Origin of the sequence: Pseudomonas putida (assembly GCF_028682635.1) — a bacterium.
Classification (GTDB): domain Bacteria; phylum Pseudomonadota; class Gammaproteobacteria; order Pseudomonadales; family Pseudomonadaceae; genus Aquipseudomonas; species Aquipseudomonas putida_AE.
Map to the genome: position 1 here is coordinate 81,675 of NZ_JANHLK010000003.1, position 19,784 is coordinate 101,458.

The 19,784-nt window shown below is 61.6% G+C and carries 18 protein-coding genes; 7 read left to right on the forward strand and 11 right to left on the reverse strand.

What is annotated here, in order from left to right; all coding sequences use genetic code 11:
* Positions 1 to 39 precede the first annotated feature (39 nt).
* The 3 genes from rho to NPS56_RS04635 form a co-directional block, all read right to left on the reverse strand.
* On the reverse strand, positions 40 to 1,299 hold the full coding sequence (gene rho, locus NPS56_RS04625) for a transcription termination factor Rho (protein ID WP_003206716.1): 1,260 nt from the start codon (positions 1,297 to 1,299) through the stop codon (positions 40 to 42).
* 248 nt (positions 1,300 to 1,547) lie between these two features.
* Positions 1,548 to 1,877: a thioredoxin TrxA gene (gene trxA, locus NPS56_RS04630; protein WP_003206727.1), complete on the reverse strand. Its 330-nt coding sequence runs from the start codon at positions 1,875 to 1,877 to the stop codon at positions 1,548 to 1,550.
* Between the two features lie 121 nt (positions 1,878 to 1,998).
* Positions 1,999 to 2,706, reverse strand: a complete 708-nt coding sequence (locus tag NPS56_RS04635; RefSeq protein ID WP_274073664.1) for a FadR/GntR family transcriptional regulator — start codon at positions 2,704 to 2,706, stop codon at positions 1,999 to 2,001.
* 256 nt (positions 2,707 to 2,962) lie between these two features.
* Between NPS56_RS04635 and NPS56_RS04640 the strand changes: the two genes are divergently transcribed.
* The 5 genes from NPS56_RS04640 to ppx all read left to right on the forward strand — a co-directional run bounded on the left by NPS56_RS04640 (position 2,963) and on the right by ppx (position 7,520).
* Positions 2,963 to 3,748 (forward strand): transporter substrate-binding domain-containing protein, encoded by a 786-nt coding sequence (locus NPS56_RS04640; RefSeq protein WP_274073665.1) that lies wholly within the window; start codon positions 2,963 to 2,965, stop codon positions 3,746 to 3,748.
* A gap of 22 nt (positions 3,749 to 3,770) precedes the next feature.
* Positions 3,771 to 4,439, forward strand: coding sequence for an amino acid ABC transporter permease (locus tag NPS56_RS04645; protein ID WP_274073666.1), 669 nt, complete (start codon positions 3,771 to 3,773; stop codon positions 4,437 to 4,439).
* On the forward strand, positions 4,436 to 5,086 hold the full coding sequence (locus NPS56_RS04650) for an amino acid ABC transporter permease (protein WP_274073667.1): 651 nt from the start codon (positions 4,436 to 4,438) through the stop codon (positions 5,084 to 5,086). Before NPS56_RS04645 ends, NPS56_RS04650 begins: the two co-directional genes overlap by 4 nt.
* Positions 5,073 to 5,810 carry an amino acid ABC transporter ATP-binding protein gene (locus NPS56_RS04655; protein WP_274073668.1) on the forward strand — a complete coding sequence of 246 codons (738 nt, stop codon included), beginning with the start codon at positions 5,073 to 5,075 and terminating at the stop codon, positions 5,808 to 5,810. The genes NPS56_RS04650 and NPS56_RS04655 overlap by 14 nt, the downstream gene beginning before the upstream one ends.
* A 207-nt stretch (positions 5,811 to 6,017) precedes the next feature.
* Positions 6,018 to 7,520, forward strand: a complete 1,503-nt coding sequence (gene ppx / locus NPS56_RS04660) for an exopolyphosphatase (RefSeq protein WP_274073869.1) — start codon at positions 6,018 to 6,020, stop codon at positions 7,518 to 7,520.
* A gap of 155 nt (positions 7,521 to 7,675) precedes the next feature.
* Here the strand turns inward: ppx and ppk1 are convergent, their stop codons facing one another.
* Positions 7,676 to 9,898, reverse strand: a complete 2,223-nt coding sequence (ppk1, locus tag NPS56_RS04665; protein WP_274073669.1) for a polyphosphate kinase 1 — start codon at positions 9,896 to 9,898, stop codon at positions 7,676 to 7,678.
* 18 nt (positions 9,899 to 9,916) lie between these two features.
* A complete protein-coding gene (hemB, locus tag NPS56_RS04670) occupies positions 9,917 to 10,930 on the reverse strand; it encodes a porphobilinogen synthase (protein WP_274073670.1) in 1,014 nt (337 codons plus the stop codon).
* A 205-nt stretch (positions 10,931 to 11,135) separates the two neighbouring features.
* On the opposite strand from hemB, the gene NPS56_RS04675 reads away from it, so the two are divergent.
* A complete protein-coding gene (locus NPS56_RS04675) occupies positions 11,136 to 11,768 on the forward strand; it encodes a DedA family protein (protein WP_274073671.1) in 633 nt (210 codons plus the stop codon).
* Here NPS56_RS04675 and NPS56_RS04680 read toward each other — a convergent pair.
* Complete coding sequence (locus NPS56_RS04680) at positions 11,749 to 12,984, reverse strand: sterol desaturase family protein (protein WP_274073672.1); 1,236 nt, start codon at positions 12,982 to 12,984, stop codon at positions 11,749 to 11,751. The two genes, NPS56_RS04675 and NPS56_RS04680, sit on opposite strands and share 20 nt — an antisense overlap.
* A 115-nt stretch (positions 12,985 to 13,099) precedes the next feature.
* Here NPS56_RS04680 and elbB point away from each other — a divergent pair, with 115 nt between their 5' ends.
* The gene (gene elbB / locus NPS56_RS04685; RefSeq protein ID WP_046818466.1) at positions 13,100 to 13,768 is read left to right on the forward strand and encodes an isoprenoid biosynthesis glyoxalase ElbB; all 669 of its coding nucleotides are present in this window, start codon (positions 13,100 to 13,102) and stop codon (positions 13,766 to 13,768) included.
* Positions 13,769 to 13,884: 116 nt separating this feature from the next.
* On the opposite strand, the gene NPS56_RS04690 is transcribed toward elbB, so the two are convergent.
* From NPS56_RS04690 to NPS56_RS04710, 5 genes are all read right to left on the reverse strand, one after another.
* Complete coding sequence (locus tag NPS56_RS04690; RefSeq protein WP_274073673.1) at positions 13,885 to 14,340, reverse strand: YaiI/YqxD family protein; 456 nt, start codon at positions 14,338 to 14,340, stop codon at positions 13,885 to 13,887.
* A 108-nt stretch (positions 14,341 to 14,448) separates the two neighbouring features.
* Positions 14,449 to 16,347, reverse strand: coding sequence for an FTR1 family protein (locus NPS56_RS04695; protein ID WP_274073674.1), 1,899 nt, complete (start codon positions 16,345 to 16,347; stop codon positions 14,449 to 14,451).
* A gap of 138 nt (positions 16,348 to 16,485) precedes the next feature.
* Positions 16,486 to 17,118: a LysE family transporter gene (locus NPS56_RS04700; protein WP_274073675.1), complete on the reverse strand. Its 633-nt coding sequence runs from the start codon at positions 17,116 to 17,118 to the stop codon at positions 16,486 to 16,488.
* A 173-nt stretch (positions 17,119 to 17,291) separates the two neighbouring features.
* Positions 17,292 to 17,873 (reverse strand): mechanosensitive ion channel family protein, encoded by a 582-nt coding sequence (locus tag NPS56_RS04705; RefSeq protein WP_274073676.1) that lies wholly within the window; start codon positions 17,871 to 17,873, stop codon positions 17,292 to 17,294.
* Positions 17,873 to 19,783 (reverse strand): ATP-binding cassette domain-containing protein, encoded by a 1,911-nt coding sequence (locus tag NPS56_RS04710; RefSeq protein WP_274073677.1) that lies wholly within the window; start codon positions 19,781 to 19,783, stop codon positions 17,873 to 17,875. Before NPS56_RS04710 ends, NPS56_RS04705 begins: the two co-directional genes overlap by 1 nt.
* Between the last annotated feature and the right edge of the window lies 1 nt (position 19,784).

Sequence of the window (19,784 nt, forward strand, 5' to 3'; positions counted from 1 at the left end):
CAAAAAGCCGGGTTTCCCCGGCTTCTTGGCCCGTTCGACTTACTTGCGTTTCATCGACAGGAAGAACTCATCGTTGGTCTTGGTCGTTTTCAGCTTGTCGACCAGGAACTCGATGGCAGCGACTTCATCCATCGGATGCAGCAGCTTGCGCAGGATCCACATGCGCTGCAACTCGTCGTCGGCCGTCAGCAACTCTTCGCGGCGAGTACCGGAACGGTTGATGTTGATGGCCGGGAATACGCGCTTTTCAGCGATGCGACGGTCCAGAGGCAGTTCCATGTTGCCGGTGCCTTTGAATTCCTCGTAGATCACTTCGTCCATCTTCGAGCCGGTTTCAACCAGCGCGGTGGCGATGATGGTCAGCGAGCCGCCTTCTTCGATGTTCCGCGCGGCGCCGAAGAAACGCTTCGGTTTCTCCAGGGCGTGGGCATCGACACCACCGGTCAGTACCTTGCCGGAGCTCGGGATCACGGTGTTGTAGGCACGGGCCAGACGGGTGATGGAGTCGAGCAGGATCACCACGTCCTTCTTGTGTTCGACCAGGCGCTTGGCCTTCTCGATCACCATCTCGGCAACCTGCACGTGGCGGGTTGGCGGCTCATCGAACGTCGAGGCAACCACTTCGCCGCGCACGGTGCGCTGCATTTCGGTTACTTCTTCCGGACGTTCGTCAATCAGCAGCACGATCAGATGAACTTCAGGATTGTTACGGGCGATGTTCGCGGCGATGTTCTGCAGCATGATCGTCTTACCGGCTTTCGGCGGTGCAACGATCAGACCGCGCTGGCCTTTACCGATCGGGGCGCACAGGTCGATGACTCGACCGGTCAAGTCTTCGGTGGAACCGTTACCGGCTTCCATCTTCATGCGCACGGTCGGGAACAGCGGGGTCAGGTTCTCGAAGAGAATCTTGTTTTTCGCGTTTTCCGGACGGTCGAAGTTGATCGTGTCGACCTTGAGCAGCGCGAAATAACGCTCGCCTTCCTTCGGAGGGCGGATCTTGCCAACGATGGTGTCACCGGTGCGCAAGTTGAAGCGACGGATCTGGCTCGGCGAGACGTAGATATCGTCAGGGCCGGCAAGATAGGAGGCGTCTGCAGAGCGGAGGAAGCCGAAGCCGTCCTGGAGAATCTCCAGCACGCCATCACCGGAGATTTCCTCGCCGCTTTTCGCGTGCTTTTTCAGCAGGGAGAAAATCACGTCCTGCTTGCGCGAACGGGCCATATTTTCTATGCCCATCTGTTCGGCCAATTCGAGCAGTTCGGTAATCGGCTTTTGCTTGAGTTCAGTCAGATTCATATAGGAATGACGTAATCATTTATGGAGGGGGGAAATTAAGCTTTTGGCTTAATGAGGCCGCGCCGCGGAGAAGGCGACAGGATCGCGTACTTATTCGAAAAGGAGAGCGTCGGCGACGGCTAGCAGGGGGCACTGGAGAAACCAGCGCGGGGCCGAATGTAACACCTGAGTTTCGGAGCGTCTAGCCCTTCACAACGAAAAAAGCCCCGCTATTTGCGGGGCCTTTTTCTGACAGGCTGCTACGACGCTTAAATGTTGGCGTCGAGGAAAGCTGCCAGCTGCGACTTCGACAGTGCGCCGACCTTGGTCGCTTCAACGTTGCCGTTCTTGAACAGCATCAGCGTCGGGATACCACGCACGCCGTGCTTGGCGGGGGTTTCCTGGTTTTCGTCGATGTTCAGTTTGGCAACGGTCAGCTTGCCTTTGTAGGTCTCGGCAATTTCGTCCAGGACAGGAGCGATCATTTTGCAAGGGCCGCACCATTCAGCCCAGTAGTCGACCAGTACAGCGCCTTCAGCCTTGAGTACGTCGGCCTCGAAGCTAGCGTCGCTAACGTGTTTGATAAGATCGCTGCTCATGGAATTCTCCAGGGTTGTAAGCAAAAAAACGTGGCCCATCATAGCCGCCCTTCCCCCGTTCAGGAAGGTGCAGATGATTGAGTCTCGCTATGGTGTTACATGAGTTTGGGTATAGCTCAGGTCACGCGGTGGCGGGAGCGACGAAGGCGATTCCGGTACGCAGGGCCGCGTTGCGCACATGTTCGTGCATGGCCTTTTGCGCGGCCCCCGAGGCCCGGCGCGCCAGCGCGCGAAGGATTTTGCGGTGTTCCTGCCAGGTTTCCATGGCCCGTTCGGCCCGGATGAACGGTAGCTTCTGGCTCTCCAGGAAGATGTCGGCGCTGGCCGTCAGGATGCTCAGCATCGCCTGATTGCCGCTGGCCAACAGGATTCGACGGTGGAATTCGAAGTCCAGCCGCGCCGCCGCTTCAAAGTCGCCGGACTTCAGTTCGTTGCGCATGGCAGCGACGTTGTCTTCCAGTGCATCGAGCTCATCGGTACTCAAGGTAACGGCCGCAAGCCCCGCCGCGAATCCCTCCAGCGCATACCGCAACTGGAAGATATCCAAGGGCGAAGCCTGTGCCGCGAACGGCCAACCGGGCGCGGCCTCGCCTCGCGGCAACTCCACCGGCGACTGCACGAACACCCCTTTACCCGGCTGGATACTGATCACACCCAGGGCACTGAGCGATGACAGCGCCTCGCGCAACGACGCCCGGCTGACCCCCAATTGCACGGCCAGGTCCCGCTGCGAGGGCAAGGCATCCCCCGGCACGAACCCCTGTTCGGTGATCAGTTTGCGGATGGCTTGCAGCGCCACTTCAGGTACGGCGCGGGAGATCGAATTCATGGTTTTCCACTAGAACCAGGCCAATGTGCGATCAGTTGTAAAGCTATTCGCCGCGCCCGGCAAGTCGTGCCCCATGGGGGTTCGGTAACGTTAACGGCTGCGCCATCGGGGTGCGAAACGCGACTTGACTGTTCAGACCAGTAAGACCGTTCGCCCCCAGCAAAACCGCGGCCTGGCGCCCGGGAAACGCCATGTTGGCATGGCCCGTGCTCTGTCGATCCGCAGAAATCACTTCTCGAAGATCCGGAGACTTGCCATGACCCAGCGTTACAGCGCCCTCCTCGCTGCCTTGTTCGCCAGCCTCGTGCTGAGCCAGGCACCCGCCCATGCCGACGCCCTGGAAGATGTGGTCCAGCGCGGCGTCCTCAAGGTCGCCGTGCCCCAGGATTTCCCGCCCTTTGGCTCGGTCGGCCCGGACATGAAACCGCGCGGCCTCGACATCGACACCGCCAAACTGCTGGCCGAACAGCTCAAGGTCAAACTCGAACTGACCCCGGTCAACAGCACCAACCGCATCCCGTTCCTGACCACCGGCAAGGTCGACCTGGTGATCTCCAGCCTGGGTAAAAACCCGGAGCGGGAAAAAGTCATCGATTTCTCCCGCGCCTACGCCCCCTTTTACCTCGCCGTGTTCGGGCCGCCAGACGCCGACATCAAAAGCCTTGACGACCTCAAGGGCAAGACCATCAGCGTCACCCGTGGCGCCATCGAAGACATCGAGCTGACCAAGGTCGCCCCCGAAGGCGTGACCATCAAGCGCTTCGAAGACAACAACTCAACCATCGCTGCCTATCTGGCGGGGCAAGTGGATCTGATCGCCAGCGGCAACGTGGTGATGGTCGCCATCAGCGAGAAGAGCCCGAAACGCGTGCCGGCGCTGAAAGTGAAGCTCAAGGACTCGCCGGTCTACGTCGGCGTGAACAAGAACGAGCCGGCGTTGCTGGACAAGGTCAACCAGATCCTCGTCACCGCCAGGAGCGACGGCGCGCTGGAGAAAAACGCCCTGACCTGGTTGAAAGAACCGCTGCCGGCCGACCTCTGATCCGGCGCGCAGGAGACTCATGATGGCTTATCAGTTCGATTTCTTGCCGGTGGTGCACAACACCGATTTGCTGTTGCGCGGTGCGCTGTTCACCCTTGAGCTGACGGCCATCGGCGCGGTGCTGGGGGTGGGCCTGGGCATCGTCGGGGCGCTGGTGCGGGCGTGGAATATCCGCCCCTTCGCCGGGATTTTCGCGGTCTACGTCGAGTTGATCCGCAATACACCGTTCCTGGTGCAATTGTTTTTCATCTTCTTCGGCCTGCCGTCGCTGGGTGTGCAGATTTCCGAATGGCAGGCCGCCGTGCTGGCGATGGTGATCAACCTGGGAGCCTACTCGACCGAGATCATCCGTGCCGGCATCCAGGCGATCCCGCGCGGCCAACTGGAGGCTGCGGCGGCACTGGCCATGACGCGCTTCGAGGCGTTCCGCCACGTGGTGCTGCTGCCGGCACTGGGCAAGGTCTGGCCGGCCCTGAGCAGCCAGATCATCATCGTCATGCTCGGCTCGGCGGTCTGCTCGCAGATCGCCACCGAAGAGCTGAGCTTCGCCGCCAACTTCATCCAGTCGCGCAACTTCCGCGCCTTTGAAACCTATGCCCTGACCACGCTGCTCTATCTGTGCATGGCCTTGTTGATCCGCCAGCTGCTGAACTGGATCGGCCAGCGATTCATCGCGAGGAGCACTCGATGAGCGATTTCACCTTCTGGGACATCGTGCGCAACCTGCTCATGGGCCTGCAATGGACGCTGGCGCTGTCGCTGGTAGCGTTCGTTGGCGGCGGGCTGATCGGCTTGCTGGTCATGGTGCTGCGCATCTCGAACAAGCCCCTGCCACGCAGAGTTGCCCGCACCTACATCGAACTGTTCCAGGGCACGCCGCTGTTGATGCAGCTGTTCCTGGTGTTCTTCGGCGTCGCGCTGGCCGGGGTAGAGATATCGCCCTGGGCCGCGGCAGCCATCGCCTTGACGTTGTTCACCAGCGCCTACCTGGCGGAGATCTGGCGGGGTTGCGTCGAGTCGATCCCCAACGGCCAGTGGGAAGCCTCGTCGAGCCTGGCGCTGAACCCGCTGGAGCAACTGCGCTACGTGATCCTGCCGCAAGCGTTGCGCATTGCCGTGGCGCCGACCGTGGGTTTCTCGGTGCAAGTGGTCAAGGGCACCGCCGTGACCTCGATCATCGGCTTCACCGAACTGACCAAGACCGGCGGCATGTTGGCCAATGCCACCTTCGAGCCCTTCATGGTCTACGGCCTGGTCGCCCTCGGCTACTTCCTGCTCTGCTACCCCTTGTCCCTCAGTGCGCGCTACCTGGAAAGGAGACTGCATGCCTCTGCTTAGAATTTCCGCCCTGCATAAATACTACGGCGACCACCATGTGCTCAAAGGCATCGACCTGAGTGTCGAACAAGGCCAGGTGGTGGCAATCATCGGCCGTAGCGGGTCGGGCAAGTCGACTTTGCTACGCACCCTCAACGGCCTGGAATCGATCAACGATGGCGTCATCGAAGTCGACGGCGAATACCTCGACGCCGCCCGCGCGGACCTGCGCAGCCTGCGGCAGAAGGTCGGAATGGTGTTCCAGCAGTTCAACCTGTTCCCGCACCTGACGGTTGGCGAAAACGTGATGCTGGCGCCGCAGGTGGTGCAGAAAGTACCGAAAGCCAAGGCGGCCGAACTGGCCCGGGAGATGCTGGAACGCGTAGGCCTGGGGGAGAAATTCGATGCCTTCCCGGATCGGTTGTCCGGCGGGCAGCAACAGCGCGTGGCGATTGCCCGCGCGCTGGCGATGTCGCCCAAGGTGTTGCTGTGCGACGAAATCACCTCGGCGCTGGACCCGGAGCTGGTCAACGAAGTGCTGAGCGTGGTTCGGCAGCTGGCCAGGGAAGGCATGACCTTGATCATGGTGACCCATGAGATGCGTTTTGCCCGGGAGGTTGGGGACAAGTTGGTGTTCATGCATCAGGGGCTGGTGCATGAGGTGGGTGATCCGAAAGAGTTGTTTGCCAATCCGCAGACTGTGGAGCTGGCGAATTTCATTGGCACGGTGGAAGCGGCAGTCTGATGGAAATTTAGTGCCTGTGAGGCCGCATTCGCGAGCAAGCCCGCTCCCACAGGGTTCTCTGCCGGAGCACAATGGTGTGTTCGACGCAAAAACCTGTGGGAGCGGGCTTGCCCGCGAAGAGGCCATTTGCATCGCCGCAACGCCTACGCGTTGGCGCCAGCCTTTGATCGTGGCACGATGTCGAGGTTATCGACCGAGACCCTGACCATGCCGCAATCCCAAGCCAAGAATCTGTCCCTGATCGCCGCTATCGACCTGGGCTCCAACAGCTTTCACATGGTCGTGGCCAAGGCCCAGAACGGTGAAATCCGTATTCTCGAACGTCTCGGGGAGAAGGTTCAGCTGGCCGCCGGTATCGATGAAGAGCGCAAGCTCAGCGAAGAATCCATGCAGCGCGGGCTCGATTGCCTCAAGCGCTTCGCCCAACTGATCAACGGTATGCCCACCGGCGCCGTGCGGATCGTCGGCACCAACGCCCTGCGTGAAGCCCGCAACCGCAACGAATTCATCCACCGCGCCGAAGAAATCCTCGGTCACCCGGTGGAAGTCATCTCCGGCCGTGAAGAAGCGCGCCTGATTTATCTGGGCGTATCCCACACCCTCGCCGACACCCCAGGCAAACGCCTGGTGGCCGACATCGGCGGCGGCAGTACCGAATTCATCATCGGGCAGAGATTCGAGCCATTGTTGCGCGAAAGCCTGCAGATGGGTTGCGTCAGCTACACCCAGCGCTATTTCAAGGACGGCAAGATCACCCCCGCCCGTTACGCCCAGGCGTACACCGCGGCGCGGCTGGAGATCATGAGCATCGAGCACGCCCTGCACCGCCTGACCTGGGATGAAGCCATCGGCTCCTCGGGCACCATCCGCGCCATCGGCCTGGCGCTGAAGGCCGGTGGCCACGGCAGCGGCGAGGTCAACGCCCAGGGCCTGGCCTGGCTCAAGCGCAAGCTGATCAAGCTGGGCGACGTCGACAAGATCGATTTCGAAGGCATCAAGCCGGACCGCCGGGCGATTTTCCCGGCAGGCCTGGCCATTCTCGAAGCCATCTTCGATTCCCTTGAATTGCAGCGCATGGACCACTGTGAAGGCGCGCTGCGCGAAGGCGTGCTCTATGACCTGCTGGGTCGCCATCATCACGAAGACGTGCGTGAACGCACCCTGACCTCGCTGATGGAGCGTTACCACGTCGACCTGGAACAGGCGGTGCGGGTCGAACGCAAGGCCCTGCATGCCTTCGACCAGGTGGCCAGGGACTGGGACCTGGAAGACGGCGTCTGGCGCGAACTGCTCGGCTGGGCGGCCAAGGTGCACGAAGTGGGCCTGGACATTGCCCACTACCAGTACCACAAGCACGGCGCCTACCTGATCGAGCACTCGGACCTCGCCGGCTTCTCCCGCGAAGACCAACTGATGCTCGCGCTGCTGGTACGCGGTCACCGCCGCAACATCCCCAAGGACAAGTTTGCCGAGTTCGGCAACGACGGCACCAAGCTGATTCGCCTGTGCGTGTTGCTGCGCTTCGCGATCCTGTTCCATCACATCCGCGGCACCCAACAGATGCCCCAGGTGGAATTGAATGCCAATGGCAACAGCCTGGAAGTGGTGTTCCCGGAAAACTGGCTGGATGAGAACCAACTGACCCAGGCGGATTTCGAAATTGAAGCGCAGTGGCTGACGCGGGTGGATATCGTCCTTACCGCGCGCTGAAACCCCTGTAGGAGCGAGCTTGCTCGCGATGGACGTGAACGATAATGCGTGCGGCCTGAATAAACGCGCTGCCCTCAGGTTTTTCGCGAGCAAGCTCGCTCCTACAGGGACGGCGGTCATAACAAAAATGGCGATCCCTTGGGATCGCCATTTTTTTAGCGTACCGCCAGAATCGGGCTACCCAACCGCTCCAGCAACGTAGCCTGGGCACTGCGCGGGTTCTGGTTGCCGGTCGGCGTATTGCGGATGTAACGGCCGTCCGACTGCAGGCTCCAGCTGTGGGTGTTATCGGTCAGATACAGCTCCAGCTCTTTCTTCACTCGCATGATCAGCTTCTTGCCTTCCACCGGGAAGCAAGTCTCGACGCGCTTGTCGAGGTTGCGCTCCATCCAGTCGGCACTGGACAGGAACATCTGTTCATCGCCGCCATTGAGGAAGTAGAAGACCCGGGTGTGTTCCAGGAAGCGCCCGATGATCGAACGCACATGGATGTTGTGCGAGACCCCGGCGATGCCCGGCCGCAGGCAGCACATGCCACGCACCACCAGGTCGATGCGCACGCCCGACTGGCTGGCCTTGTACAACGCGCGAATGATCTTCGGATCGGTCAGCGAGTTGAACTTGGCGATGATGTGCGCCGGCTTGCCCTCGAGGGCGAACTGGGTTTCCCGGGCAATCATGTCGAGCATGCCCTTTTTCAGGGTGAACGGCGCGTGCAGCAGCTTCTTCATGCGCAACGTCTTGCCCATGCCGATCAACTGGCTGAACAGTTTGCCGACGTCTTCGCACAGGGCGTCGTCGGAAGTCAGCAGGCTGTAGTCGGTGTACAGGCGGGCGTTGCCGGCATGATAGTTACCCGTGCCCAGGTGCGCGTAACGCACGATCTCGCCCGCTTCGCGGCGCAGGATCAGCATCATCTTGGCGTGGGTCTTGAAGCCGACCACACCGTAGATCACCACCGCACCGGCCGCTTGCAGACGGCTGGCCAGTTGCAGGTTGGACTCCTCATCGAAGCGCGCGCGCAATTCGATCACCGCGGTGACCTCCTTGCCGTTACGCGCCGCGTCCACCAACGCATCGACGATTTCCGAGTTGGCGCCGGAGCGGTACAGGGTCTGGCGCACCGCCAGCACGTGCGGGTCCTTGGCGGCCTGGCGCAGCAGGTCGACCACCGGGGTGAACGACTCGAACGGGTGCAGCAGCAGGATGTCCTGCTTGCTGATCACGCTGAAAATGTTCTCGCTGTTTTGCAGCAGTTTCGGGATCTGCGGGGTGAACGGCAGGTACTGCAGCTCGCGCTGGCTGTCCAGGCCGGTGATGCTGAACAGACGCGTCAGGTTCACCGGACCGTTGACCTGATACAGCTCGGTCTCGCTCAGGTTGAACTGCTTGAGCAGGTAGTCGGACAGGTGTTTCGGGCAGGTATCGGCCACCTCCAGTCGCACCGCGTCGCCGTAACGACGGGAGAACAACTCGCCGCGCAGGGCGCGCGCAAGGTCTTCGACGTCTTCGGAGTCCAGCGCCAGGTCGGCGTTTCGGGTCAGGCGGAACTGGTAGCAGCCCTTGACCTTCATGCCCTGGAACAGGTCATCGGCGTGGGCGTGGATCATCGACGACAGGAACACATAGTTGTCGCCGGCGCCGCCGACTTCTTCCGGCACCTTGATGATGCGCGGCAGCAGGCGCGGGGCCGGGATGATCGCGAGGCCAGAGTCGCGACCGAAGGCGTCGATGCCTTCGAGCTCGACGATGAAGTTCAGGCTCTTGTTCACCAGCAACGGGAACGGGTGCGTCGGGTCGAGGCCGATCGGGGTGATGATCGGGGCGATTTCGTCGCGGAAATAACGGCGCACCCAGGTCTTGAGCTTGGTCGTCCAGTTGCGGCGACGGATGAAGCGGACCTGATGCTTTTCCAGTTCCGGCAGCAGAATGTCGTTGAGGATCGCGTACTGGCGGTCAACGTGACCGTGCACCAGTTCACTGATGCGGGCCAGGGCCTGGTGCGGTTGCAGGCCGTCGGCGCCGGCCTGCTCACGGGCGAAGGTGATTTGCTTCTTCAGGCCGGCGACGCGAATCTCGAAGAACTCGTCCAGGTTGCTGGAGAAGATCAGCAGGAACTTCAGCCGCTCCAGCAACGGGTAGGACTCGTCCAGTGCCTGTTCCAGCACGCGGATGTTGAACTGCAGTTGCGACAGCTCACGGTGGATGTACAGGCTGCTGTCATCCAGGCCGGGAATGGCAATCGCTGGCGCTGCCACTGCGGGCTCGACGACCGCCGCGGGCGGAGCGGGCTCCACCTCCGGCGGGGTTTCGTCGACCTGCTCCACCACTGGTTGAGCGTCTTTTACGGCAACTTCAGTGAGTACTTCGGTATTCATCGAATGTTCCTGGGAGGGCTATTTTTGCTCTCGTAACAATTGAGCGGCACGAACGGCAAAATACGTGAGGATGCCATCAGCGCCTGCGCGTTTAAAAGCGGTCAGGGATTCGAGGATAACCCCTTCGCTCAACCAGCCATTCTGGATCGCCGCCATGTGCATGGCGTATTCGCCGCTGACTTGATACACAAAGGTCGGCACTTTGAATTCTTCTTTGACCCGGCAGAGGATGTCCAGATACGGCATGCCTGGCTTGACCATGACCATGTCTGCGCCTTCTGACAAGTCGGCCGCCACTTCGTGCAGGGCTTCGTTGCTGTTGGCCGGGTCCATCTGATAGGAGGCCTTGTTGGCCTTGCCCAGGTTCAGCGCCGAACCGACCGCGTCGCGGAACGGGCCGTAATAGGCGCTGGCGTACTTCGCCGAGTAGGCCATGATCCGCACGTTGACGTGACCGGCCACTTCGAGGGCCTCGCGGATCGCCTGGATGCGACCGTCCATCATGTCCGACGGCGCCACCACCTGGGCACCGGCTTCGGCATGGGACAGGGCTTGGCGGACCAGTGCGTCGACGGTGATGTCGTTCTGCACGTAGCCTTCTTCGTCGAGAATACCGTCCTGACCGTGGGTGGTGAACGGGTCCAGGGCGACGTCGGTGATCACGCCCAGATCAGGGAACTGCGCACGCAGGGCGCGGGTGGCGCGTTGGGCGATGCCTTCCGGGTTCCAGGCTTCGGCGGCGTCCAGCGACTTGAGCTCTGCCGGGGTCACCGGGAACAGCGCCAATGCCGGAATGCCCAGCTCGACCCACTTGGCCGCTTCTTCCAGCAACAGATCGATGGTCAGGCGCTCGACGCCCGGCATCGAAGCCACCGCTTCACGACGGTTCTCACCGTCCAGCACAAATACCGGCAGGATCAGGTCGTCGACGGACAGCACGTTTTCACGGACCAGACGACGCGAAAAATCGTCACGACGGTTGCGGCGCAGGCGGGTGGCGGGAAACAAACGGTTGGCGGGGGTAAAGCTCACGGCAGACTCCTGAGCCCGCAGGCGTGCGAGCGTGACAGTTATAAGCGGCCATTATGACGAACGTATTACAGTTGTGTGCGCCCTATGTCATGTAGCCGTATTCCATTGTCCTTGTAGGAAATGTTCACGTCGAGACACATTTGGACACTTTCCTGAATGTGTACGAAGGGTTAGGCTGCGCGTTCATTTCGCCAGCACCCAGACAATGCTCCAACAATTTCTGCATGACTTCGGCTACTTTGCCCTGTTTCTCGGCACGTTCTTCGAAGGCGAAACCATCCTGGTGCTCGCGGGCTTCCTCGCGTTCCGTGGTTACATGGACATCAACCTGGTGGTGGTCGTGGCGTTCTGCGGCAGCTATGCCGGCGACCAGCTGTGGTACTTCCTGGGACGCAAGCACGGGCGCAAGCTGCTGGCACGCAAACCGCGCTGGCAAATGATGGGTGACCGGGCGCTGGAACATATTCGCAAACACCCGGACATCTGGGTCCTGAGCTTCCGCTTCGTCTACGGCTTGCGCACCGTGATGCCGGTGGCCATCGGCCTGTCGGGCTATCCACCGGGCCGCTATCTGCTGCTCAACGGCATTGGCGCGGCGATCTGGGCCACCGCGCTGGCGGCGGCGGCCTATCACTTTGGCGCTGTACTGGAAGGGATGCTCGGCAGTATCAAGAAATACGAGCTGTGGGTGCTCGGCGCCCTGCTCATCCTGGGCCTGGGCCTGTGGCTGCGCCGGCGCTTCAAGAATGCGCGCCTGGCCCGGCAGATCTATGCCGACGAGCAAGCCCTGAAGGCCGAAAAGCACACTACCGGCGGCCCTAAGACGCCAGTCGAGTAAAGCGGTTTCTGCAGCAATAAAGCCCGATACCGCTGATCAGGCTGTAACTGAGCAGGCCGACCCAGCCCACCGCGCTGGCCGGCCACAGTCCCGCCAGCGGCGCCAGCCACACCAGCGGCACATTCGATGCCAGGCGCAGCAATTCCAGCTTCAGCGCCCACGGGCGATTCTCCAGGGCCACGCCCAAAACGAACAGGCCCAGCGCCACCGCCCCCCAGCCCAACACCAACGCGGCCGTCGACAGACTGGGTTCCAGGTTCATCAAATAGCTGCCCAGGGCGATGTAGACGCAGAACTGCAACAGCACGTAGAGCTGCTGGCGCCCATCCAGCGGCACCTCGAATTTGCGGAACTGGCTCAGGTCCGGTTTACTCATCGGGTACCTGGCTGCCACGTCCGCCGGCCGCCAGCCGGTGCGCATGAACCAGATCCGCAGCTTGTCCCAGGTGCTTTCGGCACGCCGCGCATCCGCCCACAACTGCGCGTAGAACTGCACGTTGGCCCACACCGGATTCCAGCTCGCCAGGGGCGTGGTCACGCCGAAAATCACCGGCTCGTTGTCGTCTTCTTCCTGGAACGAGCCGAATAGACGGTCCCAAATAATGAACACGCCGCCGTAGTTGCGATCCATGTAGAGAGCGTTCTGTGCATGGTGGGCCCGATGATTGGATGGCGTGACGAAAAACCACTCGAACCATCCCAGCTTGGGAATGTGCCGGGTGTGCACCCAGAACTGGTACAGCAGGTTCAGCGCGGCGACGCTGACGAACACCAGCAAGGGCACGCCGGCGACGGCCATGGGCAGGTAGAAGATCCAGCTCAGCAGAAACCCGGTGCTGGTCTGGCGCAGGGCGGTGGAGAGGTTGTAGTCCTCGCTCTGGTGATGCACCGAATGCGCAGCCCAGAGGATGTTGCGCTCGTGGCCCATGCGGTGCAGCCAGTAATAGCAGAAGTCATAAAAGACAAAGGCAAAAATCCATACCCAGACACTGTCGGCCGAGAGCTCGAACAGCGCCAGGTGCTTGAGGGCAAACGCGTAGGTCAGCAGCCCTACGCCTTTGGTCAGCAGGCCGGTGGTGGTCGAGAGCACGCCGGTGCTGATGCTGTTGATCGCGTCCGCCAGTCGATAGTTGCTGACCCCGCGCCAACGGTCGGCCAGCAGCTCGACGGCGATCAGCACGAAGAAAAACGGCACCGCATACAGAATGAAGTCCATGACGCGCCCTGAACGGAATCTTGAGGACAGATCCTATGTGTAACCTCGAATTATCCCTATGGCAACGAGTGACAAATTAGTGGACATTTAACGCCATGAATCTGGAGAAAAGCCCATGAGCAAAAAAGTTGCAGTGATCCTTTCCGGCTGTGGCGTGTACGACGGCGCCGAAATCTACGAAAGCGTGGTGACCCTGCTGCGCCTGGACCAGCGTGGCGCGCAGGTGCAGTGTTTTGCGCCGAACATCGCGCAGCTGCATGTGATCAATCACCTGACCGGCGAAGAAATGCCCGAGTCGCGCAATGTGCTGGTGGAATCGGCGCGCATTGCCCGGGGCGAGATCAAGGACATCCGTGAAGCGGACGCCGAAGACTTCGATGCGCTGATCATTCCCGGCGGTTTCGGCTCCGCCAAGAACCTCTCCAATTTCGCCATCGAAGGAACCGGCTGCACTGTTCAACCGGACGTGCTGGCCTTGACCGAAGCCTTTGCCGAGGCCGGCAAGCCGGTCGGCCTGATCTGCATCTCGCCTGCCCTGGCGGCGAAAATCTATGGGCCGGGCGTAACCTGCACCATCGGCAACGACGCCGAAACGGCAGCGGCCCTGAACAAGATGGGCGCCACCCACAAGGACTGTGCCGTGAGCGATATCGTCGAAGACAAGGCGCGCAAACTGGTGACGACGCCGGCGTACATGCTGGCGCAATCGATCAGTGAAGCGGCTTCGGGCATCAATAAACTGGTCGACCGCGTACTCGAACTGACCCACGAAAACGACGCCTGACACCGCCCCCTGTAGGAGCTGGCTTGCCAGCGAAGGCGTCATAGCATTCGACGCAGATGTTGAATGTTCGATCGCTTTCGCTGGCAAGCCAGCTCCTACAGGGGACCGCGTGAACCTTAAGACTGGCGCGACAGCCGCGTCAGGATCCGGTCCAGCGCATTGGCAAACGCCTGCTTCTCCCGCTCGCCAAAAGGCGCTGGTCCGCCGCTCATCTGCCCCTGCTCACGCAAGTCGGTGAACAGATTACGTACGGCCAAGCGATCGCCCATGTTCTGCGCGTCGAATTCCTTGCCCCGCGGGTCCAGCGCAGCGACGCCCTTCTTTACGAGCCGGTCGGCCAGCGGCACGTCACTGCATATCACCAGCTCACCGGGGACCGCGTGCTCCACCAGGTAATCATCCGCCGCATCCGGTCCGCTGGGCACCACGATCAGCTTGACCAGGGCCAGGCCCGGCTTGATCTGCGGCTGCCCCGCCACCAGCACCACCTCAAACCGGCGCTTGAGAGCGAACTTGACCACCAGATCCTTGGCTGCCCGAGGGCAGGCGTCGGCATCGATCCATACGCGCATGTTTTTTTCCTCTTGAAAGCAAAAGATCGCAGCCTTCGGCAGCTCCTACAGGGATTAACGTATACCTGTAGGAGCTGCCGCAGGCTGCGATCTTTTAAGGATCCTCGGTTAAGAAACTGTCACCCGCCGCTTCTCGGCCATGCGACTACGGCTGTACAGCACGATGATCGCAAGCAAAGCCACAGCCTGAGCGCTCAACGAATACGCATCCGCATGAATCCCCAGCCAATCGAACTCAAAAAACGGCACCGGTCGCGTGCCGAAGATCCCGGCTTCCTGCAGCGCCTTCACGCCATGCCCGGCGAACACCACCGACAAAGCACAGAGCAGACCGGCGTTGATGCTGAAAAACAGCGTCAGCGGCAGTTTCGCCGAGCCGCGCAGGATCACCCAGGCCAGGCCAACCAACAGCACCAGCGCCGTCGCACCACCGGCCAGCACCGCGTCATGGCCAGCGGGACCTGCCTGCAGCCACAGGGTCTCGTAGAACAGGATCACTTCGAACAGCTCGCGATACACCGAGAAGAACGCCAGGATCGCAAAACCGAAACGCCCGCCTCCGCCCACCAGGCTGCTCTTGATGTAATCCTGCCAGGCTGCGGCATGACGACGGTCGTGCATCCACACACCGAGCCACAACACCATGACGCTGGCAAACAGCGCCGTCGCACCTTCCAGCAGTTCGCGCTGCGAGCCGCTGACATCGATCACATAAGCCGCCAGCGCCCAGGTACCCAGGCCGGCCAACAGCGCCAGGCCCCAACCGACGTTGACACTGCGTACCGCCGACTGTTGGCCGGTGTTACGCAGGAAAGCGAGGATCGCCGCCAGCACCAGGATGGCTTCCAGGCCTTCGCGCAGCAGGATCAGCAAGCCGGAGATATAGCTCAACGACCAGCTCAAGCCATCGCTGCCCAACAATTCGGCGGACGCCTTCAACTTGGCCTTGGCCGCTTCCAGGCGCTGTTCCACCTGCTCCACCGGCAGGCCGTCTTGCAACGACTGACGGTAAGCCATCAATGACTTTTCCGTGTCTTTGCGCACGTTGGCATCGACGTTGTCCAGGGAGCTTTCGACCAGCTCGAAGCCTTCCAGATACGCCGCTACCGACAGGTCATAGGCTTGGTCGTGATCGCCGGCACGGTAGGCCGCCACGCTCTTGTCCAGGGTGACGGCGGTGTAGTCGAGCAACTGCGCCGGGCCACGCTTGGCCTGTGGTGGCTGCGCCCCTTGCGCGCGGAACGTCGCGGCAGCCTGCGGACCGTCGGCGGCCTGCACTTCGGCCGGGGTCTGGCGGGCCAGCTCGGCAATGTCATAGATCTTGTCGCCGCTGGCGGTCGCCGGATCGGCGCTGAAGCTGGCGATGTAAGTGGCCAGGTCCCAGCGCTGACGATCGTCCATCTGATCGCCAAAAGCCGGCATGTCGGTGCCTTCGACCCCCAGGCCCACCGTGTTGTAGATCGCGTAGAGGCTCAGGTGATCGAGGCGCGCGTTATCACGCAAGTTGGCCGGCGGCGGGGTCAGGCCGACACCCGCCGGTCCATCGCCAGCGCCCGTGTCGCCGTGACACACCGAGCAATGCTGGGCGTACAGTGGCGCGCCGCGAGTCGGGTCCGGGGTAATGATCGGCGCCTGGCTGACTTCATAGGCCACGGCCAGCTTCGCCCCGAGTTGGCGAGCCTGGCGGGCGACGTCGGCGCCATCCTGGCGGGCGCTGATCGCCTCGCGCAGCTTGGTGATGCCCTGTTCCAGCCCGGCCTTTTCCGGTTTGGCCGGCAGCGCGGCAATCAAGCCTTGGACCGCCTGGACGAACTCCAGTTGCTCGCGGTATTCGGATTCGCTGGCGACCTTGCCGGCCTGCACCGCTTGCGGATAATCCGCGCCGATGTAGTCGAGCAGGTGCAGCGCTTGCGGTGCGCCCTCTACCGTGTCGGCCAGCAGATTAAAACTGCACAGGGCCAACACCGGCGCTATCAGCCAGGCCAGGAAACGGGACGGGGCGATCATGAACGAATCTCAATTGGAAATACGAAGTAACATATTGTTCACTCCCAATCAGTTTCACTCAAGCTTTGTTGTGTGGCGCGTTACTGGACTTAAACGAAAAAGGCGACCTGATAGGTCGCCTTTCCTGTGCCGGAGGGCTTAAACCGCGGCTTTGCGCAGGGTCGCCATGAACGCCGCCGCGCCAATGAACAGCCCGGCGAAGGTACGGTTCATGCGCTTTTGCTGTTTGGGTGTGCGCAACAGGCGCAGCACCTTGGACGCCAGCCCGGTGTACCCGGCCATGACGATCAGGTCGACGCAGATCATGGTGGCACCGATGATCACGTACTGGATCAGCAGCGGCGCTTGCGGATCAATGAACTGCGGCAACACCGCCAGCATGAACACCAACGCCTTCGGGTTGCTGATGTTCACCAGAAAACCGCGGAACACCAGGGCCATCGGCTTGCCAATCGGCCGGATCGCCGCGTCATCGCTCATGTCGCTGGGCAGCGCGCGCCATTGTTTGATCGCGAGATAAACCAGGTACGCCACGCCGAACCATTTGATCGCAAAGAACGCAGTGGCCGACGCCGTGAGAATCGCGCCCACACCAGCACCGACAATCGCGATCTGCACCGCCAGCCCCAATTGCAGGCCCAGGGCGTTCCAGTAACCGCGCCAGAAACCGTACTGCAGACCGCTGGACATCGACGCAATGGCGCCGGCACCGGGGGACAGGCTGATCACCCAGCAGGCGGCAAAAAACGCCAGCCATGTTTGAAGCTCCATTGCACACCTCGACTCGGATTTGTGACAGATGAATAAGCTAATGCGGCTTTGGGTGGATGACCATTGATTTTTTGTAGTACATGGCAATGGCCGACCAGCGTTTTATGCCTTTAGGGCCCCTTCGCGAGCAAGCTCGCTCCTACAGTTGACCGCGTGCATCTGTGGGAGCGAGCTTATTTTTCAAACCCGCTGGAAGGGAATACATCCGTGCCACGCCAGCGTCGAACCGAACGCTGGAAGAACAGGCTGTTGGGCACTTGCACCATCGCGCTACCCGTACCGAGTTCTTCAGCCTCGATCAACGTGGTGTACAGCAGATTGATCGCTATCACCCGCCCTTTGACGCCAGGCTTGTCGGTGGTGTCCACCAACTCGACCACATCACCGAGGCGGAACGGGCCGACCGTGAAGATCAGGATCGCGCACAACAGATTGGAGAGCACGCTCCACATGGCGAAAAACGCCACCGCTGCCACCGCGACGAAACCCGACAGCGCCGTCCACAGCACCGTGGCCGAGACCCCGAGGCGCTCCAGCACGAAGATCAGCGCACTGCCCATGATCAGCCAACGCAGACCGCCGCGCAGCGGCATCAGCAATTGCGGCGGAAACGGGTAGCGTTCCCCGAGACGGGTCAGGCACTTGGCAACGAAACGCTGGGCGATGTAACCCGCCAGCAGGATCAGCAGGATTTGCACACCGAGCCAGATCGGTTCGATCCACATTGCCGGCAGCGGCAGCTTGAACGCCTCCATCAGGACAGCGCCTCCAGCTCCGCCTGCATGCTTTCCAGCAGTTCCAGGGCTTCCATCCAGGCTTCTTCCAGCTCTGCTTCACGCACCTTCAGCTTGGCCTGCTCGGCCAGCAGGTCGCGCAGTTCATTCTTGCGCAAGGGTTCGTAGATGTCGCTGTCGCCCAGGCTGGCATCGATCTTCGCCAGTTTCTCGTGCAGCTTGCCCAACTCGGCTTCGAGCTTGTCGGCCTCGCGCTTGTGCGGCGCCAGTTGCTGACGCAACGCCGCGGCGGCCTGACGCTGGGCCTTCTTGTCGGTCTTGTCCGGATTGACCGGGGTGTTGCTGACCGGCGCATTGCGCTGACGGTACTCCACCAGCCAACGGGTGTAGTCCTCCAGGTCGCCGTCGAACTCTTCGACCTTGCCGTCCGCCACCAGATAAAAATTGTCGGTGGTGCTCTTGAGCAAATGACGATCGTGGGAGACCACCAGTACCGCACCGCTGAATTCCTGCAGGGCCATGGTCAGCGCCAGGCGCATTTCCAGGTCCAGGTGGTTGGTCGGTTCGTCGAGCAGCAACAGGTTCGGCCGATCCCAAGCGATCAAGGCCAACGCCAGGCGCGCCTTTTCACCACCGGAGAAATTCAGCACCGGCTCGTCGATCCGTGCACCTCGGAAGTCAAAACCGCCGAGGAAATCGCGCAGGGTCTGTTCGCGTTCGGTCGGCGCCAGGCGCTGCAAGTGCAGCAACGGGCTGGCCTTGGAATCCAGGGAATCGAGCTGATGCTGGGCGAAGTAGCCGACCACGGTGTTCTCGCCACGGGTCAGGCGGCCGGACAGCGGCGACAGCTCACCGGCCAGGTTCTTGATCAGGGTCGATTTACCGGCGCCGTTCGGGCCGAGCAGGCCGATCCGCGCACCGGGGGTCAGTTGCAGCTTGACCTTCTCCAGCACGGCCTTGTCGCCGTAACCCAGGCGGGCATCGGACAGGTCGATCAGCGGGCTGGAAATCTTCTGCGATTCACGGAAGACAAAGTCGAATGGCGAGTCGACGTGGGCCGCAGTCAGCTCTTCCATCCGCTCCAGCGCCTTGATCCGGCTCTGGGCCTGGCGGGCCTTGGTGGCCTGGGCCTTGAAGCGGGCGATGTAGCTTTCCATGTGCGCACGTTGCGCCTGCTGCTTCTCGTAGGCCTGCTGTTGCTGGGCCAGGCGTTCGGCACGGGCACGTTCGAAAGCGCTGTAGCCACCGCGGTACAGGGTGATCTTGCGCTGATCGACGTGAGCCACGTGATCGACCACGGCATCGAGGAAGTCCCGGTCGTGGGAAATCAGCATCAAGGTGCCCGGATAGCTCTTTAGCCACTCTTCGAGCCAGATGATGGCGTCGAGGTCCAGGTGGTTGGTCGGTTCGTCGAGCAACAGCAGGTCCGAAGGACACATCAAGGCCTGCGCCAGGTTCAGGCGCATCCGCCAGCCACCGGAGAAATCGCCGACCTGGCGATCCATCTGCTCATTGGTGAAGCCCAGGCCTGCCAGCAGCTTGCGAGCGCGGGCATCGGCGGTGTAACCGTCGGCACTGTCCAGCTCGGAGTGGTAGCGGGCCTGTGCGGCACCGTCATGGGCCGCTTCGGCTGCCGCCAGGTCCCGTTGCACCTGGCGCAGGCGCAAGTCGCCATCGAGCACGTAGTCGACCGCCAGGCGCTCGAGCGTGTCGACCTCCTGGCGCATGTGGGCGATACGCCAGTCGGCCGGCAGGAAGCAATCACCCGAGTCCGGGTGCAGTTCACCCCGAAGCAAGGCGAACAGGCTCGATTTGCCGGCGCCGTTGGCACCGATGAGGCCGGCTTTCTGGCCGGCGTGCAGGGTCAGCTCGGCGTCTTCTAGCAGACGTTGCGGGCCACGCTGTAAAGTCAGGTTCTGAAGTCGAATCATA